A 16,679-nucleotide genomic window follows, 5' to 3' on the forward strand; every position below is an offset into this window, starting at 1 on the left:
CCCATGCGGATCGCCGCGGGCCGGCCCCCGGCCGGTCGCGAGCTTCCCCCGCTCCGGCCATGAAACCAGGTTAAGGCGCCATCTTGACAGCAACTTGACGAGCGCCGCCCCACATCGTCCGGGCGTCGGGCCCCGCGCTCGCCGGCGGTTCAGTAACCGTACTGGTAGAAGGGGCGCACCCGCTCGCGCATCCAGTCCCCCACCGGGTCCTGCGCCACGTCCAGGAACACCATGTTCACGGGTGTCCCCACCGGCACCCTGGCGAGCGCCCGGCCGAGCGCGTCCAGCGCGGGCGTGCGCGCGTCCGGTCCCGCGGCGACGAGTTCGACGCCTATGAACATCACCGGGTCGGTGGTCTCGATGGCCGCCAGGCAGCGCCGCGCGCTCAGCACCACCCCGGTCGCGGCGAACTCGGCGGAGGCGGCGGCCAGGAAGTCGACCGGTTCCTCCTGCCAGTCCGGTTCGAAGAGACGGACCCGGCCGCCGCTCACGAGGCCGTCCAGCGCGGTCGTGCCGGCGCGGCACAGCTCGGCCACCGCGTCCGGCGGCACCGGCACACCGACCACCCCGCCCGGATTGACCGCGATCCCGACCTGTGCGGGCAGCCCGCGGGCGAACTCGACGGCGGGGGCGATCGTGTACGACATGTGGTTGCCGACGACCTGGCGGAACTGCTCCTCCGAGCTGAACACCGGGACGAACACCTGCCCCTCGATCTCCAGCGTGGGCAGGTCCAGCGGCCCGCTGTGCGGGCCGCCGTCGCCGGGCAGCGGCACCCAGAGGAAGCTGCGACCGAGTACCTCGATGATCCGGCCGCCTGCCCCGGGGACGCCGAGGGAGGCGGAGAGCACCTCCTCCAGTTCGTTGCCGGGCCATCCGCCGTGCGGATGGGGCTGTGCCTGTGGGGGGAAGTCCGCGGGAAGGTCCGCCGGAAGATCCATCTGCTTACCGCCTGCTCAGAACCACTGCTGTGGCACAAAAGGCTAGCGGGTGCGCGCGGGCGGTCATTCGGCCGCGAAGTCGATCCGGCGCAGGACGTCCGCCGCGTCCCGGTCGAGCAGCACCGCCGAGCCGCAGCCCTCGGGCAGCCGGCCCTGCTCGACGGAGCGCAGCAGCCGGCGGGTTACCCGGCGGTGCCTGAGGAACGCGTACCGCGAGACGCCGCGGCCGCGTGCCTGCTGTCCGTCCAGGGCCGTGTCCGCGGAGACGTCGAGCACGAGCAGCCGGAGCGTGCCGCCGCGGCGCCGTGCCGAGCGGGCCAGCCAGCCGCGCACCCAGGGCTGTGTGCCGCAATCGTGCACGACCACTCCGGTACCGGCGCGCAGGGCGCGGTGCAGACCCGCGTAGTGCGCCAGGCGGACGAGGGGGCGGTACACCGCGTAGGGAAGGAAGCGGGCCAGACGGGTGTCCCAGCGGTCCCTGGTGTCCTGGGAGTCGACCCGGACACCTCGCACGGCGCGTCGCATCAGCGTGGACTTGCCGCTGCCGGGCAGACCCGTGACGACGACGACGTCGCCCGCGGGGAAGGTGAGCCCTTGCGGGCTGCGGCCCGCGCGGTCGCGCAGATCGCGGACCACGCCCTTGCGCAGCGGTCCGCAGGCACCCCGCACCGGGGCACCGGGCTGCTCGGACACCGCGAGGCCCGAGGTGGTGGCGTACACCGTCGTCCTGTTCACCGTCATCGCCCTCCCCATGGGTCAGGAAGTTGCCTGCCCGTCGAGTGTAAAGAGAAGGTAATGCGCTGGTCTCTCGTTTTCATGCTGGTGCCGCCACAAGCCGGTCACAGATGCCGCCCTGCCACCACGGGGCGATGCGTGCAATGATGTGCGCGCCAACTGCATACCGGCCGCTTGAATCCGCGCGGGAGAGTTCCGGGCACACGTCTGTGTGCCGGACGCCGAAGGAGCAAGTCCCTCCCTTGAATCTCTCAGGCCCCGATACCGCGCGGGCGAGGCACATCTGGAAAGCGGGCCGCTTCTGGTGGCTCCACCCAAGGTGCAAGCCCTGACGACCCGTCTCGGGAGTCATGGCGAACCTCTCAGGTTCCGATGACAGATGGGGAGGAACGACCTCGCCCTCCCCTGCGCCCGGCTCGCCCGTGCGAGGGACCCATCGCCCCGGGAGCACAACCGATGAGCAGCAACAGCCCCCTGCGCCGTACCGCGCTCGATGCCCTGCATCGTTCGCTGGGCGCGACGATGACCGACTTCGCCGGCTGGGACATGCCCCTGCGCTACCGGTCCGAGCGTGACGAGCACCTGGCCGTCCGTACGAAGGCAGGTCTGTTCGACCTCTCGCACATGGGTGAGATCACGGTCACCGGGCCCCAGGCGAACCGGCTCCTCGATCACGCCCTGGTCGGCAACATCTCCTCCCTCGGTGTCGGCCGCGCCCGCTACACCATGATCTGCCAGGAGGACGGCGGCATCCTGGACGACCTGATCGTGTACCGGCTCGGTGAGCAGGAGTACATGGTCGTCGCCAACGCCTCCAACGCGCGGACCGTGCTGGACGCGCTCCAGGAGCGGGCGGCCGGGTTCGAGGCCGAGGTGCGCGACGACCGGGACGCCTACGCGCTGATCGCCGTACAGGGCCCCGAGTCCCCCGGCATCCTGAAGTCGCTGACCGACGCCGACCTCGACGGACTGAAGTACTACGCGGGGCTGCCCGGCACGGTCGCCGGCGTCCCGGCGCTCATCGCCCGCACCGGCTACACGGGGGAGGACGGCTTCGAGCTGTTCGTCGCCCCGGAGCACGCCGAGAAGCTGTGGCTGGCGCTGACGGAGGCGGGCTCGCCGGTGGGTCTCATCCCCTGCGGCCTCTCCTGCCGGGACACGCTGCGCCTCGAGGCGGGCATGCCGCTGTACGGCCACGAGCTCACCATGGCCCTGACCCCGTTCGACGCCGGACTCGGCCGGGTCGTGAAGTTCGAGAAGGAGGGCGACTTCGTGGGGCGCGAGGCGCTGCTCCGGGCCGCCGAGCGCGCCGAGCAGAACCCGCCGCGCGTCCTGGTCGGCCTGGTCGCCGAGGGCCGCCGCGTCCCGCGCGCCGGTTACGCGGTCGTATCGGGCGGCGAGGTCATCGGCGAGGTCACCTCGGGTGCGCCCTCCCCCACGCTGGGCAAGCCGATCGCGATGGCGTACGTCGATGCCGCGCACTCCGTGCCGGGCGCCCCCGGGGTCGGGGTGGACATCCGGGGCAGCCACGAACCCTACGAGGTCGTGGCGCTGCCGTTCTACAAGCGCCAGAAGTAGAGACTGGGCCAGGGCGGACGGGACCGCGATCGCGTCCGTCCCTGCTCACGAGCGTCTCCAGCAGTCCCCCATCACCACACTCCTCCGACCTTCAGGAGAATTCAGGCCATGAGCAACCCCCAGCAGCTGCGTTACAGCAAGGAGCACGAGTGGCTGTCGGCCGCCGAGGACGGCGTCGCGACGGTCGGTATCACCGAGCACGCGGCCAACGCCCTCGGCGATGTCGTGTTCGTCCAGCTCCCGGAGGTCGGTGACACGGTGGCCGCGGGCGAGACCTGCGGCGAGCTGGAGTCGACCAAGTCGGTGAGCGACCTCTACTCGCCGGTCGGCGGCGAGGTCACGGCGGTCAACGAGGACGTGGTCGACGATCCGTCGCTGGTGAACTCCGCCCCCTTCGAGGGCGGCTGGCTGTTCAAGGTGCGCGTCACGGAGGAGCCCGCCGACCTGCTCACCGCCGACGAGTACGACACTCACATCGCCGGCTGAGGAGTCACAGCACCACATGTCGCTTCTGAACACGCCCCTGCACGAGCTCGACCCGGACGTCGCCGCGGCCGTCGACGCCGAGCTGGACCGCCAGCAGTCCACCCTCGAGATGATCGCCTCGGAGAACTTCGCTCCGGTCGCGGTCATGGAGGCGCAGGGCTCGGTCCTCACCAACAAGTACGCCGAGGGCTATCCCGGCCGCCGCTACTACGGCGGCTGTGAGCACGTCGACGTGGTCGAGCAGATCGCCATCGACCGCATCAAGGAGCTCTTCGGCGCCGAGCACGCCAATGTGCAGCCGCACTCCGGCGCACAGGCGAACGCGGCCGCGATGTTCGCGCTGCTGCAGCCCGGCGACACGATCATGGGTCTCAACCTCGCTCACGGCGGGCACCTGACCCACGGAATGAAGATCAACTTCTCCGGCAAGCTCTACAACGTGGTCGCCTACCATGTCGGCGACGGCGGTGTCGTCGACATGGACGAGGTCGAGCGCCTGGCCAAGGAGAACCGGCCGAAGCTGATCGTGGCCGGCTGGTCCGCCTACCCGCGGCAGCTGGACTTCGCCGCCTTCCGCCGGATCGCGGACGAGGTCGGCGCGTACCTCATGGTCGACATGGCGCACTTCGCCGGTCTCGTCGCGGCGGGCCTGCACCCGAACCCGGTGCCGCACGCCCATGTCGTCACCACCACGACCCACAAGACGCTGGGCGGCCCTCGCGGTGGTGTGATCCTGTCCACCGCCGAGCTGGCCAAGAAGATCAACTCCGCGGTCTTCCCCGGTCAGCAGGGCGGACCGCTGGAGCACGTGATCGCCGCCAAGGCCGTCGCCTTCAAGATCGCCGGCACCGAGGAGTTCAGGGAGCGGCAGCGCCGGACCCTGGAGGGCGCGCGGATCCTCGCCGAGCGTCTGGTGAAGGACGATGTCAGGGCCGTGGGCGTGGACGTGCTGTCCGGCGGCACCGACGTGCACCTCGTCCTCGTCGACCTGCGCGACTCCGATCTCGACGGACAGCAGGCCGAGGACCGGCTGCACGAGGTCGGCATCACGGTCAACCGCAACGCGATCCCGAACGACCCGCGTCCGCCGATGGTCACCTCGGGTCTGCGCATCGGTACGCCCGCCCTGGCGACCCGCGGCTTCACGGCCGCGGACTTCGCCGAGGTCGCGGACGTCATCGCGCAGGCGCTCAAGCCGTCCTACGACGCGCAGGCGCTGAAGGCCCGGGTCACGGCCCTGGCCGACAAGCACCCGCTGTACCCGGGCCTGCGGAAGTAAGACACCTCGGGGCATCGCGCACACTGGAAGCACATGCGTCGTGCGCGGTGCCCCGCCCCCTGCACCACCCCCTGTACCTGAGGAGTCACCGTGGCCATCTCGGTCTTCGACCTGTTCTCGATCGGTATCGGCCCGTCCAGCTCCCACACGGTCGGCCCCATGCGCGCTGCGCGCATGTTCGCCCTGCGACTGCGCAACGAGGGCCTGCTGGACTCGGCCGGGTCCATACGGGCGGAGCTGTACGGCTCGCTCGGCGCCACCGGCCACGGCCACGGCACGCCCAAGGCGGTGCTGCTCGGCCTGGAGGGCGACTCGCCGCGCACGGTGGATGTGGAGACCGCCGACCAGCGGGTGGAGGACATCAGGACCACCGGCCGGATCCGGCTGCTCGGCGAGCACGAGATCGCCTTCTCCTTCGACGACGACCTGGTCCTGCACCGCCGCGAGACCCTCCCCTACCACGCGAACGGCATGACGCTGTGGGCGTTCGACGCCTCAGGCGACGAGCTGCTGTCGAAGACGTACTACTCCGTGGGCGGCGGCTTCGTCGTCGACGAGGACGCGGTGGGCGCGGACCGCATCAAGCTGGACGACACGGTGCTGAAATACCCCTTCCGCACGGGCGACGAGCTGCTGCGCCTGACGAAGGAGACGGGCCTGTCGATCTCGTCGCTGATGCTGGAGAACGAGCGGGCCTGGCGCACGGAGGAGGAGATCCACGAGGGCCTGCTGGAGATCTGGCGGGTGATGCAGGCGTGCGTGGCGCGCGGCATGTCGCGTGAGGGAATCCTGCCGGGCGGTCTCCGGGTGCGCCGGCGCGCTGCCGTCACCGCCCGCCAGCTGCGCGCCGAGGGCGACCCGCTCTCCCGCGCCATGGAGTGGATCACGCTCTACGCGATGGCGGTGAACGAGGAGAACGCGGCGGGCGGCCGCGTGGTCACGGCTCCGACGAACGGCGCCGCGGGCATCATCCCCGCCGTACTGCACTACTACATCAACTTCGTGCCCGGCGCCGACGAGGAGGGTGTCGTGCGCTTCCTGCTCGCCGCCGGCGCGATCGGCATGCTCTTCAAGGAGAACGCGTCCATCTCCGGTGCCGAGGTCGGCTGCCAGGGCGAGGTCGGCTCGGCCTGCTCGATGGCGGCGGGCGCGCTCGCGGAGGTGCTGGGCGGCACACCGGAGCAGGTCGAGAACGCGGCCGAGATCGGCATGGAGCACAACCTGGGCCTGACCTGCGACCCGGTCGGCGGTCTGGTGCAGATCCCGTGCATCGAGCGCAACGGCATGGCGGCGGTCAAGGCCGTCACGGCGGCACGCATGGCGATGCGCGGCGACGGCAGCCACAAGGTCTCCCTCGACAAGGTCATCAAGACCATGAAGGAGACCGGTGCCGACATGAGCGTGAAGTACAAGGAGACGGCGCGCGGCGGTCTCGCCGTGAACATCATCGAGTGCTGACGGGCACCGTCCGACTCGGCTTCCATCAACTCGACCTCGCCTGAGCGAAGTTGGCGAGTGCGAAGACGAGGGCGACCGGGGGTTCCGAAGGCGCCGGCCACGGCGCGAACCGGATCCTGCCGTCAACCAGGGCTGAACATCCAGCTTTTGGGGCATATCACCCGTGTCATGGTGACAAGGCATCCATCCCTGTCCCCCACCAGCACACTTCAGGGAGCCCCCATGCTGCGAGGCATCGACATCAGCGCCTACCAATCGTCCTCATACGACACGGACGGCCTCTCCTTCGTCTTCATCAAGGCGACGGAGGGGCGTTCGTATGTGAACCCCAAACTCACCGCACAGACGAAGACCGCACAGGACGCCGGCTGCGTGGCCGGCTTCTACCACTTCCTGTGGCCGGGCAACATCTCGGCGCAGGCGGACTACTTCGTCGCCAACGCCCCTGAAAGGGCCGGCGACCTGCTGGCCGTGGACTGGGAGACGACCGGCGACGGCACGCACGCGAGCAACGCCGAGAAGGACCAGTTCATCCGCAGGGTCAAACAGCTCCGGCCGCACAACCGGGTTCTCCTCTACGCGAGCCGCAACTTCTGGCTGAACATCGACACCACCTCGTACGCCGGCGACGGTCTGTGGATCGCCGATTACGTGACGGCGGGCAAGCCCCGCATCAAGGCGAAGTGGCTCTTCCATCAGTACACCTCCGACCCCCTGGACCGGGACGTCGCCGACTTCACCAGCAAGGCCGCCCTGAGCACGTGGGCGGCCGGAGCGTGACCGCGCGCCGCGCGGGGCCCGGTGCGAAACGGCCGCCGACCGGGGCCACGCCCCGCTCGGGTCGATCGACAAGCACGGTCGCTCCCAGCCGACCTGATCCGAACGACAGCCCCTAGCCGCGGAACTCCGGTGTGCGCTCGGGCGAGGCCTCGGCCAGCGCCCCGGTGACGGCGTCGACGCCCGCCCTCAGGCCGTAGACCGGGGTGTTGGGCTGCTGGCGCCAGGAGTCGTCGATGCCGCCCGCGTCGACCGTGTCGAAACCGAGGGCGTCGATGAGGTCCCGCACCCGGCGCTTGGCCGCCTCGTCGTCGCCCGCGACCGGCAGCGCCATACGGTCGGGGTCGCCGGCGGGGCGCGGGCGCTCCAGGATGTCCTGGGCGAAGGTGCCGTTGAAGGCCTTGACGACGGGGTGGCCGATCTGCCGTTCGGTCCAGCGGCTCTCGGTGAGTCCCTCGTCCTCGATGCCCGCGATCCTGCCGTCCCGCTCCCGGGGGTAGTAGTTGCCGGTGTCGATCACGGCGGCCCCCGGCGCCGCCCCGTCCAGCAGGCCGGACGGCAGGTCCGGGACCGCCTTCACCGGGACCGTGATCACGACCACCTCGGCGTCGCGGGCCGCCTCCGTGACGGTGACGGGCGTCGCGCCCGTCTCCTCGGCCAGTGCCTTGAGTGTCTGCGGGCCGCGGGAGTTGGCCACGGAGACGTCGTGTCCGAGGGCGGTGAGCCGCCGGGTGAGATTGCCGCCGATGTTGCCCGCGCCGATGATGCCGATCTTCATGACTCGCCTCGCCCTTCCGGGGGGTCGGTGCCCTTGCACAGGGTTGTGGGCAGCACCAACCTCGGGCTCCGGCGGACTATTCCGGATGTACGCCGTCGGGGTGACCCCGTTAGGGCGGGGCCGGGTGCGACGCGACTCCGGTGCCGGGTACGACGAGGGGGTGTCCTTGTCCCGGCCGGGACAAGGACACCCCCTCGTCATCGGCTCAGCTGCTCAGGTAGGTCCAGAACTCGTCGAACGACAGGACCTTGTCGCCGTTGAGGTCGCGGGTCCTGATGACGGCCTCCGCCACGGTGTCGGTGACGTTCCAGTCGCCCCCCTGGGCCAGGGCGGACTTGAACTCGGCGGCGGTGATGAATCCGTCACCGTCCGCATCGATCCGCTCGAACTGCTTGCGTGCTTCCTCGATGTCCGCCACCGATCCGCCCCTTCATGGTGCCTCTGCCGTCGCGTCGTACGGCCGTCCTACTGACGAGGTCAGATTAACGGCCCGTCCGCGCCCTCAGTGCGGCGACCACCCAGGCGAACTCTTCCCTGTGCTGCGGCGCCGGCTGCCCGTTGACGACGCACAGCAGTTCACGGTAGCGGGCGACCCGTTCGTCGAAGGCCGTCTCCATGCGGTCCAGTACGGCGGCCCGGTCGGCATCCCCGAGCAGGTCGTGCAGCACCGGATCGGCTGCCGGGGTCTCCGGCGCGATCCCCCGCTCCCGTGCCGCCCCCGCCAACTCCACCAGGCGCTTGACGAACCACAGGGACGCACCGGCAGGGACGTCGGGTCCCCGGTCCGCGGCGTTGAACTCGGTCGCCTTCCGCATCGTGGCCCGGAAGTCCGGGTCCTGGAGCATCTCGGCCAGTTCCACCCAGGCGTCGACCTGCTCGGGTGTCGGGTCCTCCGGCAGGTCCGCCGCGGAACGCCGCATCCGCTCCCGGATCGCCGGGTCCACCGTGTCGAGCCCGTGGAGCAGCTCCTCCACGAACTCCTCCATGATCCGTTTCCGCTCGGCCGCCGACAGCCTCGCCAGTTTGTTCATCAGGGTCATCTCCTCCGCACTCGAACCACGTCGCGCCACGGTCGACAGCACCGCCCGGGTCACCTTCAGAGCGCGGATCTGCGCGTCCAGGGCCGCCACATGCGCGGCCGCCACCTCGGCGACCGTTGCCTCGCCGCCCAGTACCCTGCGCACGTCCGCCAGGCCGAGACCCAGTTCGCGCAGGGTGCGGATCAGCTCGAGGCGCGCCACGGACGCGGCGTCGTACAACCGGTAGCCGCCCGAGGAGCGGGCCACCGGGGGCAGGGCGTCCTCGTCAGACCAGTAGCGAATGGTGCGGACGGTCAGTCCGGTCGCCCTGGCCAGTTCGCCGATGGTGAAAAGGCCGGTGCCGTTCTCGATCATGTCTGCGAGTGTGGGCCTTCCAGTGGGTGGAGACTCAAGCCGAGGAGACGCACTCATGGCCGATGGTCTGCGGGACATTCTGGACGCCGCGGCGCGGGGCGTCTTCCCTCCGGCGGACGGCGGTACCACGGTCGTACGCCAGCACTCCCCCCGTGACGCGGGGATCATCGCCTTCACCGCGCACTCCGTGGTGTTCACGGACGAGGACCCGGACTGGGTGCGCGGAACACTGCGGGGCATCGAGTGCGACGCGCTGGCCGCGACGATGAACGCCCGATTCCTCGCCGCCTTCATGGAACGCACCGGGCGCACGACCGACACGATCGACGTGCTCGTGGTCGGGTCCGCGCTGGCCGGTGAACCGCCGTTGCCGCTGCGGCCGGTCGAGGACCCGGGCCATCCTCGGGTGGTCGGCTCGCGCAGGCGCCGGGACGACGTGCGGGTGTGGACAGCACAAGGCGGTCTGCTCGTCCTCGGGCGCGGGGTGGCCGGACGCCTGGAGGTCGCCGTCGAGGTGGCCCCGGAGGCACGGCACCGGGGACTGGGACGTGCGCTGGTCTCGGCGGCGCGGCGGCTGAGCGCGGGCGAGCCGGTGTGGGCCCAGGTGTCGGCGGGCAACGCCCGCAGTCTGCGGGCGTTGCAGGCGGCCGGTTACCGCCCGGTGGCCTCGGAGGCGCTCTTCCTCGCGCCCTAGCGTGTGGCAGTCCGGCGCCACGAGCGGCCGCGCGTCATCGGAAGACACCCGTGTGACCCAGCGAGTAGCGGCCCGGCTGCGGGTAGACGGCGAGGCCGTGCGGACCGCTTCCTACCTTGATGCGGGCCAGTTGACGCCCCGTCCGGGTGTCGATCGCGTACACCTCGGAGTTGTAGCGCCCGGAGAGCCACAGCACCGTGCCGTCCGTCGAGACACCGCCCATGTCGGGGCTGCCGCCCTGGGGCAGCCGCCATTTCTTGACCAGCCGGTGCGTCGCGAAGTCGAACACGGAGACGGTGCCCTCGCCGCGGTTGGAGATGTACATCTCGCGGGAGTCCCGGCTCACGTAGAGGCCGTGGGCACCCTTGCCGGTGCGCAGGAAGGAGGGCTCGCCGAAGCGGTCGCCGTCGAGGATCCACAGCCCGTCGGCCACCATGTCCGCGATGTAGAACGTCCTGCCGTCCGGCGAGATCTTCACGTCCTGCGGCATGGCCCCGCGCAACGGCAGCTTCTGCCGGCCGATCACCTCCATCTTCTCGGTGTCGACCTTGAGGAGTTCGCCACTGAACTCGCAGGAGACGATGAAGTAGCGGCCGTCGATCGAGAAGTCGGCGTGGTTGACGCCCGAACAGTCGACCGGCAGGGACTTCGCCACCTTCATGGTGTGTGCGTCGCGGAAGACCAGCCTGCGGTCCTTGGACGCCATCACCACCGCGTATTTGCCGTTCGGCGTGAAATACAGGTTGTAGGGGTCGTGGACGTCGACCGGATCGCCCGCCTTCCCGGTCCTCGGGTCGATGGGGGTGAGGGAGTTGCCCAGGTCGTTGTTGACCCAGAGTGTCTTCAGGTCCCAGGACGGCACGACGTGCTGGGGCTGGCGGCCGACCCGGATCGTCTCGATGACCTTGTACGTCCCGGGGTCGATGACGGACACCGTGTTGGAGTTGGTGTTGGGGACGTAGACGCGGGACGGGAAGTCCTTGACCACCTCGGAGAGCCGGTTGGGACGGTCCGCGGCGTAGAGGTCCTTCGGATCGAGCACCGGGGGCATGCCCGGCAGGGTCTGGACCGTCCGCTGCTGCTGGGTGGGCGCGACGGCGCTCCTGGACGGACGGGTCTCGTCCTTGTGGGACGGGCCGATGCCGCAGCCGGCCAGCGCGGTGAGTGCGGTGAGTGCGGCGCCTGCGATCAGTACACGCGTGACGGTCGTGGGGTGCATCAGCTCAGCAGCTCCGTGGCGGTCACCGCGGAGATGCCGCGGTGGTCGAGTTCGTGCAGAAGGACGGGGAAGGCGGTGACCGTGTCCGGGTAGCCGAGGTGCAGGCTCACCACCGAACCGTTGCGGACCTCGTCGACGACCCTGCGGGTGATGGCGGGTGCGCCCGGTGAGGTGTAGTCGAGGGAGTCGACGTCGTACGACAGGACGTGCGGATAGCCGACGCGGCGGGCAACACGTGCGACGGCGTCGGTCGCCCGGGGCGCGCGGGAGGGGCGGAACCAGGTGCCGATGGATCCGGTGAGCCGCCGCAGACGGTCGGCGCAGCCCTGGATCTCGGCGGTGGCGTCCGACTCGGACATGGTGTTGATACCGCGGTGGTGCAGTGTGTGGTTGCCGAGGTCGTGACCGCCGTCGACGATGCGCCGGGCGACGTCCGGGTGGTCGTCGAGCCAGGTTCCGACCGCGAGCACCGTGACCTTCGCGCCCGCCTTCTCCGCCGTGTCGAGGATCGACCGGGTGATGCCGGGGTCGCCCTGGCCGTGGAAGGTGAGCGCCACCCTGGGGTGGTCCCGTGGACCGTGGGTGATCTGGTCCGGCTGGTGCGGATAGGAGCGGGGCGGCGGAGCCGCGGACGAGGTGCGCGAGGTACCGGCGGCGCGGGAGGGCAGAGGCCGGTGCACCACGCTGCCGCCGGGGGAGCAGGCGGCGGCGAACGCACCCACGGCGACTCCCGCGCCCGCGCGCAGCGCCGTGCGGCGGTCGGGCACCGTATCCGCGGGGCCCGTATCGGGGTCCGGCGATGTGGGAGGGACGGGCGTGGTCACCCTTCCCATTTAAGGGCGAGAAGGTCCCAAAAGCGGCGATTGGCCCGATGGACGCGGGGGCGGGTCGCTCGACCCGGTCCGCGGACGGTACGCACCGCAGGGGATCAGCGGTCGGCGACCCGCATCTCGAACCAGGTCGTCTTACCGCGCGGAAGCAGGTCGACGCCCCAGCGGTCGGAGAGCTTGTCGACGAGGAAGAGGCCCCTGCCGCTCACGTCCAGTTCCTGGACCGGCATCAGGCAGGGCAGCCCGCGGGAGGGATCGCGGACCTCGACACGGATCCAGCCCCGGCGCCGCCGCATGCGTAACCCGAAGACACGCGCCCCGGTGTGCCGCACCGCGTTGCCGACGAGTTCGGAGACGAGCAGGACCGCATCCTCGGTCATCCTCGGAGTGAGTCCCCAGTGACGCAGAATCACGACCTGGGTGAGCCGTCGTGCGGTTGCCGCGGATTCGGGCCGCGACGGCAACGGCACCTCCGCCTCCGTAGGGTTCCCGAACAACTCCAGCGCCTTGTGCGCCCGTTCGTCCTCGATCGCCGGCGACCAGCGTGCCGCGGTTGCACTCCCGTGCCGCCGCGGCTGTTCGATACCCTCCAGCCCCGCCATGGACCCATCATGGCCGCCCGCAGGGCCGTCCGGAGGTGTTACGGCGGAATACGCCCCCCGGAAACACACATTCCACACCATTCACCCGGCATATGCCAGATGCAATTCAGGGCCACCGGCACCCCGACTGACCTGCGGAAACAGACCAGTCGGGGGCAATCGCCAGGTGCTCGCACCGAGGTGCACTTAAGGTTGTCTTAAGGCTGCGATAAACCGCCCGTCGGGGGACCTCGGGTGAGACACGGCGTCAACTGCAAGAGGGCCGGGGTGATTTAATGAATGATTCTCATCTCTGACTGCCAAGTCGCCCGCCGTGCACGGTCGGTGACGGCCGGATCAGAGGAACTTCGCCTTGCCCGGGCCCTCTTCCACGAAGCTGCGCATCCCGCGCTCGCGGTCCTCGGTCGCGAACAGCCCGGCGAACCAGGTCCGTTCCACGGCGAGGCCCGTCTCGATGTCCGTCTCCAGGCCCGTGTCGACGGCTTCCTTGGCGGCGCGCAGCGCGATCGCCGGGCCCTGGGCCAGTCTCGCCGCCCAGGCGTGCGCCTTGGCGTACACGTCCTCGGCCGGCACCACCCGGTCGACCAGACCGAGTCGCAGCGCCTCGTCCGCCTTCACCATACGGCCCGTGAAGATCAGGTCCTTCGCCCTGGACGGGCCGATCAGACGCGCAAGGCGCTGGGTGCCGCCGGCACCGGGAATCAGGCCGAGCAGGATCTCGGGCTGCCCCAGCTTCGCGTTCTCGGCGGCGATGCGGTAGTCCGCGCACAGCGCCAACTCGCAGCCCCCGCCGAGGGCGTAGCCCGTGACGGCGGCGACGACCGGCTTGGGGATGCGGGCGATCGCGGTGAAGGATTCCTGCAGGGCGCGGGAGCGCAGGACCATCGCGGCATGGTCCATGCCCTGCATCTCCTTGATGTCCGCACCCGCGGCGAACACCTTCTCCCCACCGTGGATGATCACGGCGCGCACGTCCTCGCGGCGCGTGAGCTCCTCGGCGAGCTCCCTGAGCCGGTCCTGGGTGGCGACGTCCAGCGCGTTCATGGGCGGGCGGTCCAGACGGAGGGTGCCCACGCCCTCGGCGACTTCGAGATGCACAGTCATGCAGGAAGGTTAACGGCCACTAACGGCGACGGGCCCGGTGTGCTCGCTCACAGCGGCACAACGGGCCCGGGTCACCGGATCGGAGCTACTTGATCCATTCGTCCCAGGGCATGTTCCAGCCGTTGAGTCCGTTGTCGGGCGCGACCGTCCTGTCGTTGGAGTTCTTCACGACGACGACGTCACCGATCATCGAGTTGTTGTAGAACCAGGAGGCCGGCACCGACTTGTCGTAGCCGCCGCGCACATCGCGCAGACCCACGCAGCCGTGGCTCGCGTTGTAGTTGCCGAAGGCGCCGCCACCCCAGTAGTTGCCGTGGATGAAGGTGCCGGAGTCGGTCAGGCGCTGCGCGTGCGGCACGTCCTTGATGTCGTACTCGCCGCCGTAGCCGACGGTCTCGCCGTTCATCCGGGTCACGACCAGGCGTTCACTGATGACCATCTGGCCGTTCCAGGTGTCGTAGCCCGGCTTGCCGGTGGTCACCGGGAGGGTCTTGAGGACCTTGCCGTCGCGCTTGACGACCATCTTGTGGCTCTTGGCGTCGACGGTGGAGACCTGGCTGCGGCCGATCGTGAAGTTCACGGTCTTGGCCTGCTTGCCGTACACACCGGGGCGGCCCTCGACGCCGTCGAGGTTCAGGCGGACGGTGACCTTGGTGCCGGCCTGCCAGTAGTTCTCGGGCCGGAAGTCGAGGCGGTCGTTGCCGAACCAGTGGCCGCGGACGTCGACGGCCGGCTCGGTCTTGATGGTGATGGCCTTCTCGACGTCGGCCGGGTGGGTGATGCCCCGGGTGAAGCGGATCGAGAACGGCATGCCCACACCGACGGTGGAACCGTCCTCGGGCCGGAAGTTGCCGATGAAGGTGTTCTTCGGGGTGAGCGTGGTGAACGAGGACTCCTCCGCGGAGGTGAGACCCGCGGAGTCCCTGGCGACCGCGTGGACCTTGTACGTGGTGGCGGCGGCGAGGTGGGTGGCGGGCGTCCAGGTGGCGCCTTCGCCGGTTATCGACCCGGCGACCTCCGTGCCCTTGGCGTCCTCCACCTTGACCTCGGTCAACTTGCCCTTGGCGGCCGTCACTTTGAGGGCACCGCTGGTGTCCACGGCCTTGGCCCCGTTCTTCGGGGCTATGGTGACCACGGCCTGGGACTGCTTGCTGGCGGACTTGGTCGAGTCCCCGGCCTTGGCGTCCCCGGCTCCTGCGTCCGAGCCCCCTCCTCCGCCGCACGCGGTGGCGGCGAGCAGGAGGGCACCGCATATCAGCGCCACGACCCCCGTCCGTCCGCGCTTCCCCGCACCAACCGACGCCCCCGATATCGGTCGCCCGTTCACGTTGTTTCTCCCCTCGCACGGCCTGTTGAGGCCCGCACTCCTGCGCGACCCGCGCGCGCATTGCGCAAATTAATCACACCCCCTGCCCCGATGACTCCCCGCGATTGTCACTGTTCAGTCCCAAAGCAGGGCCGCGCGCAGGCGCATCGCGTCCAGGGGCCGCGCACCCCCCGTGTGCCCCCATGCGGCACTACCACACCGCGCTGCCCGCCTTCCACTCGTCCCAGCTCATGTTCCAGCCGCCCAGCCCGTTGTCGGGCGCCACCTTCTTGTCGTCGCTGTGGACGACCTCGATCACGTCGCCCACGAGGCTGTGGTCGAAGAACCAGCCCGCCGGGGTGCCGGACCCGCCGCCCCTGACGTCCTTCAGGCCGACGCACCCATGGCTGACGTTGACGCGCCCGGGGGCGTCGGGCGACCAGTAGTTGCCGTGGACGAAGGTGCCCGACTCGGTCAGGCGCATGGCGTGCGGGACGTCGGGGATGTCGTACTCGCCGCCGAAGCCGACGGTGCGGCTGTTCATACGCGTGACCGCGAGCATCTCCATCACCACCATCTTCCCGTTGTACGTGGTGGTTCTGGGAGCGCCCGCGGTGATCGGCACGGTGGCGACCACCTTGCCGTCGCGGCGGACCTTCATCGTGTGCGCCGCCGCGTCCACGAGCGAGACCTGACTGCGTCCGACCGTGAACGAGACGTTCTTGTACTGCAGTCCGTACGCCCCGGGCGCGCCCTCGACATCACGCAGCCGCAGCGCGACGGTCACCCTGGTGCCGGGTCTCCAGTACTGCCGGGGCCGGAAGTCGAGGCGTTTGTCGCCGAACCAGTGGGGACGGATCTCGACGGCCGGCCTGGCCGTCACGCGGATCGCCCGCTCGACCGCGGCACGATTCGCGATCTGCCGGTTGAACTGGACGGACACGATCATTCCGGTGCCCACGGTCGCGCGGTTCTCCGGCATGAGGTATCCGACGAAGCGCCGGTCGGGAACAAAGGTGGTGAAGGTGGCGTGGCGGGCCACACGCCGGCCGTCACCGTCGAGGGCCACCGCGTCGATCGTGTACTCGGCGGCGAGGACCAACCGGGGGTCGTCGGGCTTCCAGACCGTCTCGTCGGCGGAGAGACGCCCGAGCACCGGGAACTCCTGGCCGTCCTGGGACCTGACGACGGTCACCGACTCGAGACGGCCGCTCGGCACCCGGACCCGCAGCCGCCCCCCGGCGTGCACGCCCCTGCTGCCGTCGTCGGGAGAGACGCGGATGACGTCGTCGGGCGCGGCAGGCCTGCCGAACACGTCGCCTACCCCGCTCGAAGTGCAGCCGGCCAGGAGGGCCACCCAGGTCAGTGCCGTGGCGAGGACGGCCCCTGCGCGCCACGCGCGCGTCTGTACGTGCATCACGACGGTTCCAACGACCCAGCCCCTCCTGGGGAAACGTGAGTGCGAGCCAAGCTCTGGGCAGAACAGGGGGGAGGACGA

General features: G+C 70.1%; 17 protein-coding genes and 1 riboswitch. Of the genes, 6 read left to right on the forward strand and 11 right to left on the reverse strand.

Going from position 1 to position 16,679, the window contains the following annotated elements; genetic code table 11:
- Positions 1-149: 149 nt before the first annotated feature.
- On the reverse strand, positions 150-941 hold the full coding sequence (locus ADL25_RS19090; RefSeq protein ID WP_059128975.1) for an enhanced serine sensitivity protein SseB: 792 nt from the start codon (positions 939-941) through the stop codon (positions 150-152).
- Positions 942-1,004: 63 nt separating this feature from the next.
- Entirely contained in the window at positions 1,005-1,682 is a 678-nt protein-coding gene (locus ADL25_RS19095) for an AAA family ATPase (protein WP_059128976.1), read from the reverse strand.
- Between the two features lie 169 nt (positions 1,683-1,851).
- Positions 1,852-1,953: riboswitch (glycine riboswitch) on the forward strand.
- A gap of 179 nt (positions 1,954-2,132) precedes the next feature.
- Between ADL25_RS19095 and gcvT the strand changes: the two genes are divergently transcribed.
- From gcvT to ADL25_RS19120, 5 genes are all read left to right on the forward strand, one after another.
- On the forward strand, positions 2,133-3,254 hold the full coding sequence (gene gcvT / locus ADL25_RS19100) for a glycine cleavage system aminomethyltransferase GcvT (RefSeq protein ID WP_059128977.1): 1,122 nt from the start codon (positions 2,133-2,135) through the stop codon (positions 3,252-3,254).
- A gap of 108 nt (positions 3,255-3,362) precedes the next feature.
- Positions 3,363-3,740 carry a glycine cleavage system protein GcvH gene (gcvH, locus tag ADL25_RS19105; RefSeq protein ID WP_059128978.1) on the forward strand — a complete coding sequence of 126 codons (378 nt, stop codon included), beginning with the start codon at positions 3,363-3,365 and terminating at the stop codon, positions 3,738-3,740.
- A gap of 16 nt (positions 3,741-3,756) precedes the next feature.
- Positions 3,757-5,019, forward strand: coding sequence for a serine hydroxymethyltransferase (glyA, locus tag ADL25_RS19110; RefSeq protein WP_059128979.1), 1,263 nt, complete (start codon positions 3,757-3,759; stop codon positions 5,017-5,019).
- A 90-nt stretch (positions 5,020-5,109) separates the two neighbouring features.
- Positions 5,110-6,477 carry an L-serine ammonia-lyase gene (locus tag ADL25_RS19115; RefSeq protein ID WP_059128980.1) on the forward strand — a complete coding sequence of 456 codons (1,368 nt, stop codon included), beginning with the start codon at positions 5,110-5,112 and terminating at the stop codon, positions 6,475-6,477.
- A gap of 222 nt (positions 6,478-6,699) precedes the next feature.
- Positions 6,700-7,257: a glycoside hydrolase family 25 protein gene (locus ADL25_RS19120; RefSeq protein ID WP_059128981.1), complete on the forward strand. Its 558-nt coding sequence runs from the start codon at positions 6,700-6,702 to the stop codon at positions 7,255-7,257.
- Positions 7,258-7,369: 112 nt separating this feature from the next.
- Here the strand turns inward: ADL25_RS19120 and ADL25_RS19125 are convergent, their stop codons facing one another.
- The 3 genes from ADL25_RS19125 to ADL25_RS19135 form a co-directional block, all read right to left on the reverse strand.
- Positions 7,370-8,233, reverse strand: coding sequence for an NADPH-dependent F420 reductase (locus tag ADL25_RS19125; RefSeq protein WP_267889260.1), 864 nt, complete (start codon positions 8,231-8,233; stop codon positions 7,370-7,372).
- Positions 8,234-8,237: 4 nt separating this feature from the next.
- Positions 8,238-8,450, reverse strand: a complete 213-nt coding sequence (locus ADL25_RS19130; protein ID WP_059128983.1) for an EF-hand domain-containing protein — start codon at positions 8,448-8,450, stop codon at positions 8,238-8,240.
- Between the two features lie 64 nt (positions 8,451-8,514).
- Positions 8,515-9,426, reverse strand: coding sequence for a MerR family transcriptional regulator (locus tag ADL25_RS19135; RefSeq protein WP_059128984.1), 912 nt, complete (start codon positions 9,424-9,426; stop codon positions 8,515-8,517).
- Positions 9,427-9,481: 55 nt separating this feature from the next.
- On the opposite strand from ADL25_RS19135, the gene ADL25_RS19140 reads away from it, so the two are divergent.
- Positions 9,482-10,120 (forward strand): GNAT family N-acetyltransferase, encoded by a 639-nt coding sequence (locus tag ADL25_RS19140; RefSeq protein WP_059128985.1) that lies wholly within the window; start codon positions 9,482-9,484, stop codon positions 10,118-10,120.
- A 34-nt stretch (positions 10,121-10,154) separates the two neighbouring features.
- Here the strand turns inward: ADL25_RS19140 and ADL25_RS19145 are convergent, their stop codons facing one another.
- The 6 genes from ADL25_RS19145 to ADL25_RS19170 form a co-directional block, all read right to left on the reverse strand.
- Positions 10,155-11,339: a hypothetical protein gene (locus tag ADL25_RS19145; protein ID WP_059128986.1), complete on the reverse strand. Its 1,185-nt coding sequence runs from the start codon at positions 11,337-11,339 to the stop codon at positions 10,155-10,157.
- Positions 11,339-12,172, reverse strand: coding sequence for a polysaccharide deacetylase family protein (locus ADL25_RS19150; RefSeq protein WP_079050458.1), 834 nt, complete (start codon positions 12,170-12,172; stop codon positions 11,339-11,341). The genes ADL25_RS19145 and ADL25_RS19150 overlap by 1 nt, the downstream gene beginning before the upstream one ends.
- 95 nt (positions 12,173-12,267) lie before the next feature.
- The gene (locus tag ADL25_RS19155) at positions 12,268-12,852 is read right to left on the reverse strand and encodes an ATP-binding protein (protein WP_079050459.1); all 585 of its coding nucleotides are present in this window, start codon (positions 12,850-12,852) and stop codon (positions 12,268-12,270) included.
- A gap of 255 nt (positions 12,853-13,107) precedes the next feature.
- Positions 13,108-13,875, reverse strand: coding sequence for an enoyl-CoA hydratase/isomerase family protein (locus tag ADL25_RS19160; protein ID WP_059128989.1), 768 nt, complete (start codon positions 13,873-13,875; stop codon positions 13,108-13,110).
- Positions 13,876-13,960: 85 nt separating this feature from the next.
- A complete protein-coding gene (locus ADL25_RS19165; RefSeq protein ID WP_059128990.1) occupies positions 13,961-15,202 on the reverse strand; it encodes a L,D-transpeptidase in 1,242 nt (413 codons plus the stop codon).
- Positions 15,203-15,392: 190 nt separating this feature from the next.
- On the reverse strand, positions 15,393-16,598 hold the full coding sequence (locus tag ADL25_RS19170; RefSeq protein ID WP_079050460.1) for a L,D-transpeptidase: 1,206 nt from the start codon (positions 16,596-16,598) through the stop codon (positions 15,393-15,395).
- Between the last annotated feature and the right edge of the window lie 81 nt (positions 16,599-16,679).

Source organism: Streptomyces sp. NRRL F-5122, from assembly GCF_001507435.1.
Lineage (GTDB): Bacteria > Actinomycetota > Actinomycetes > Streptomycetales > Streptomycetaceae > Streptomyces > Streptomyces lannensis.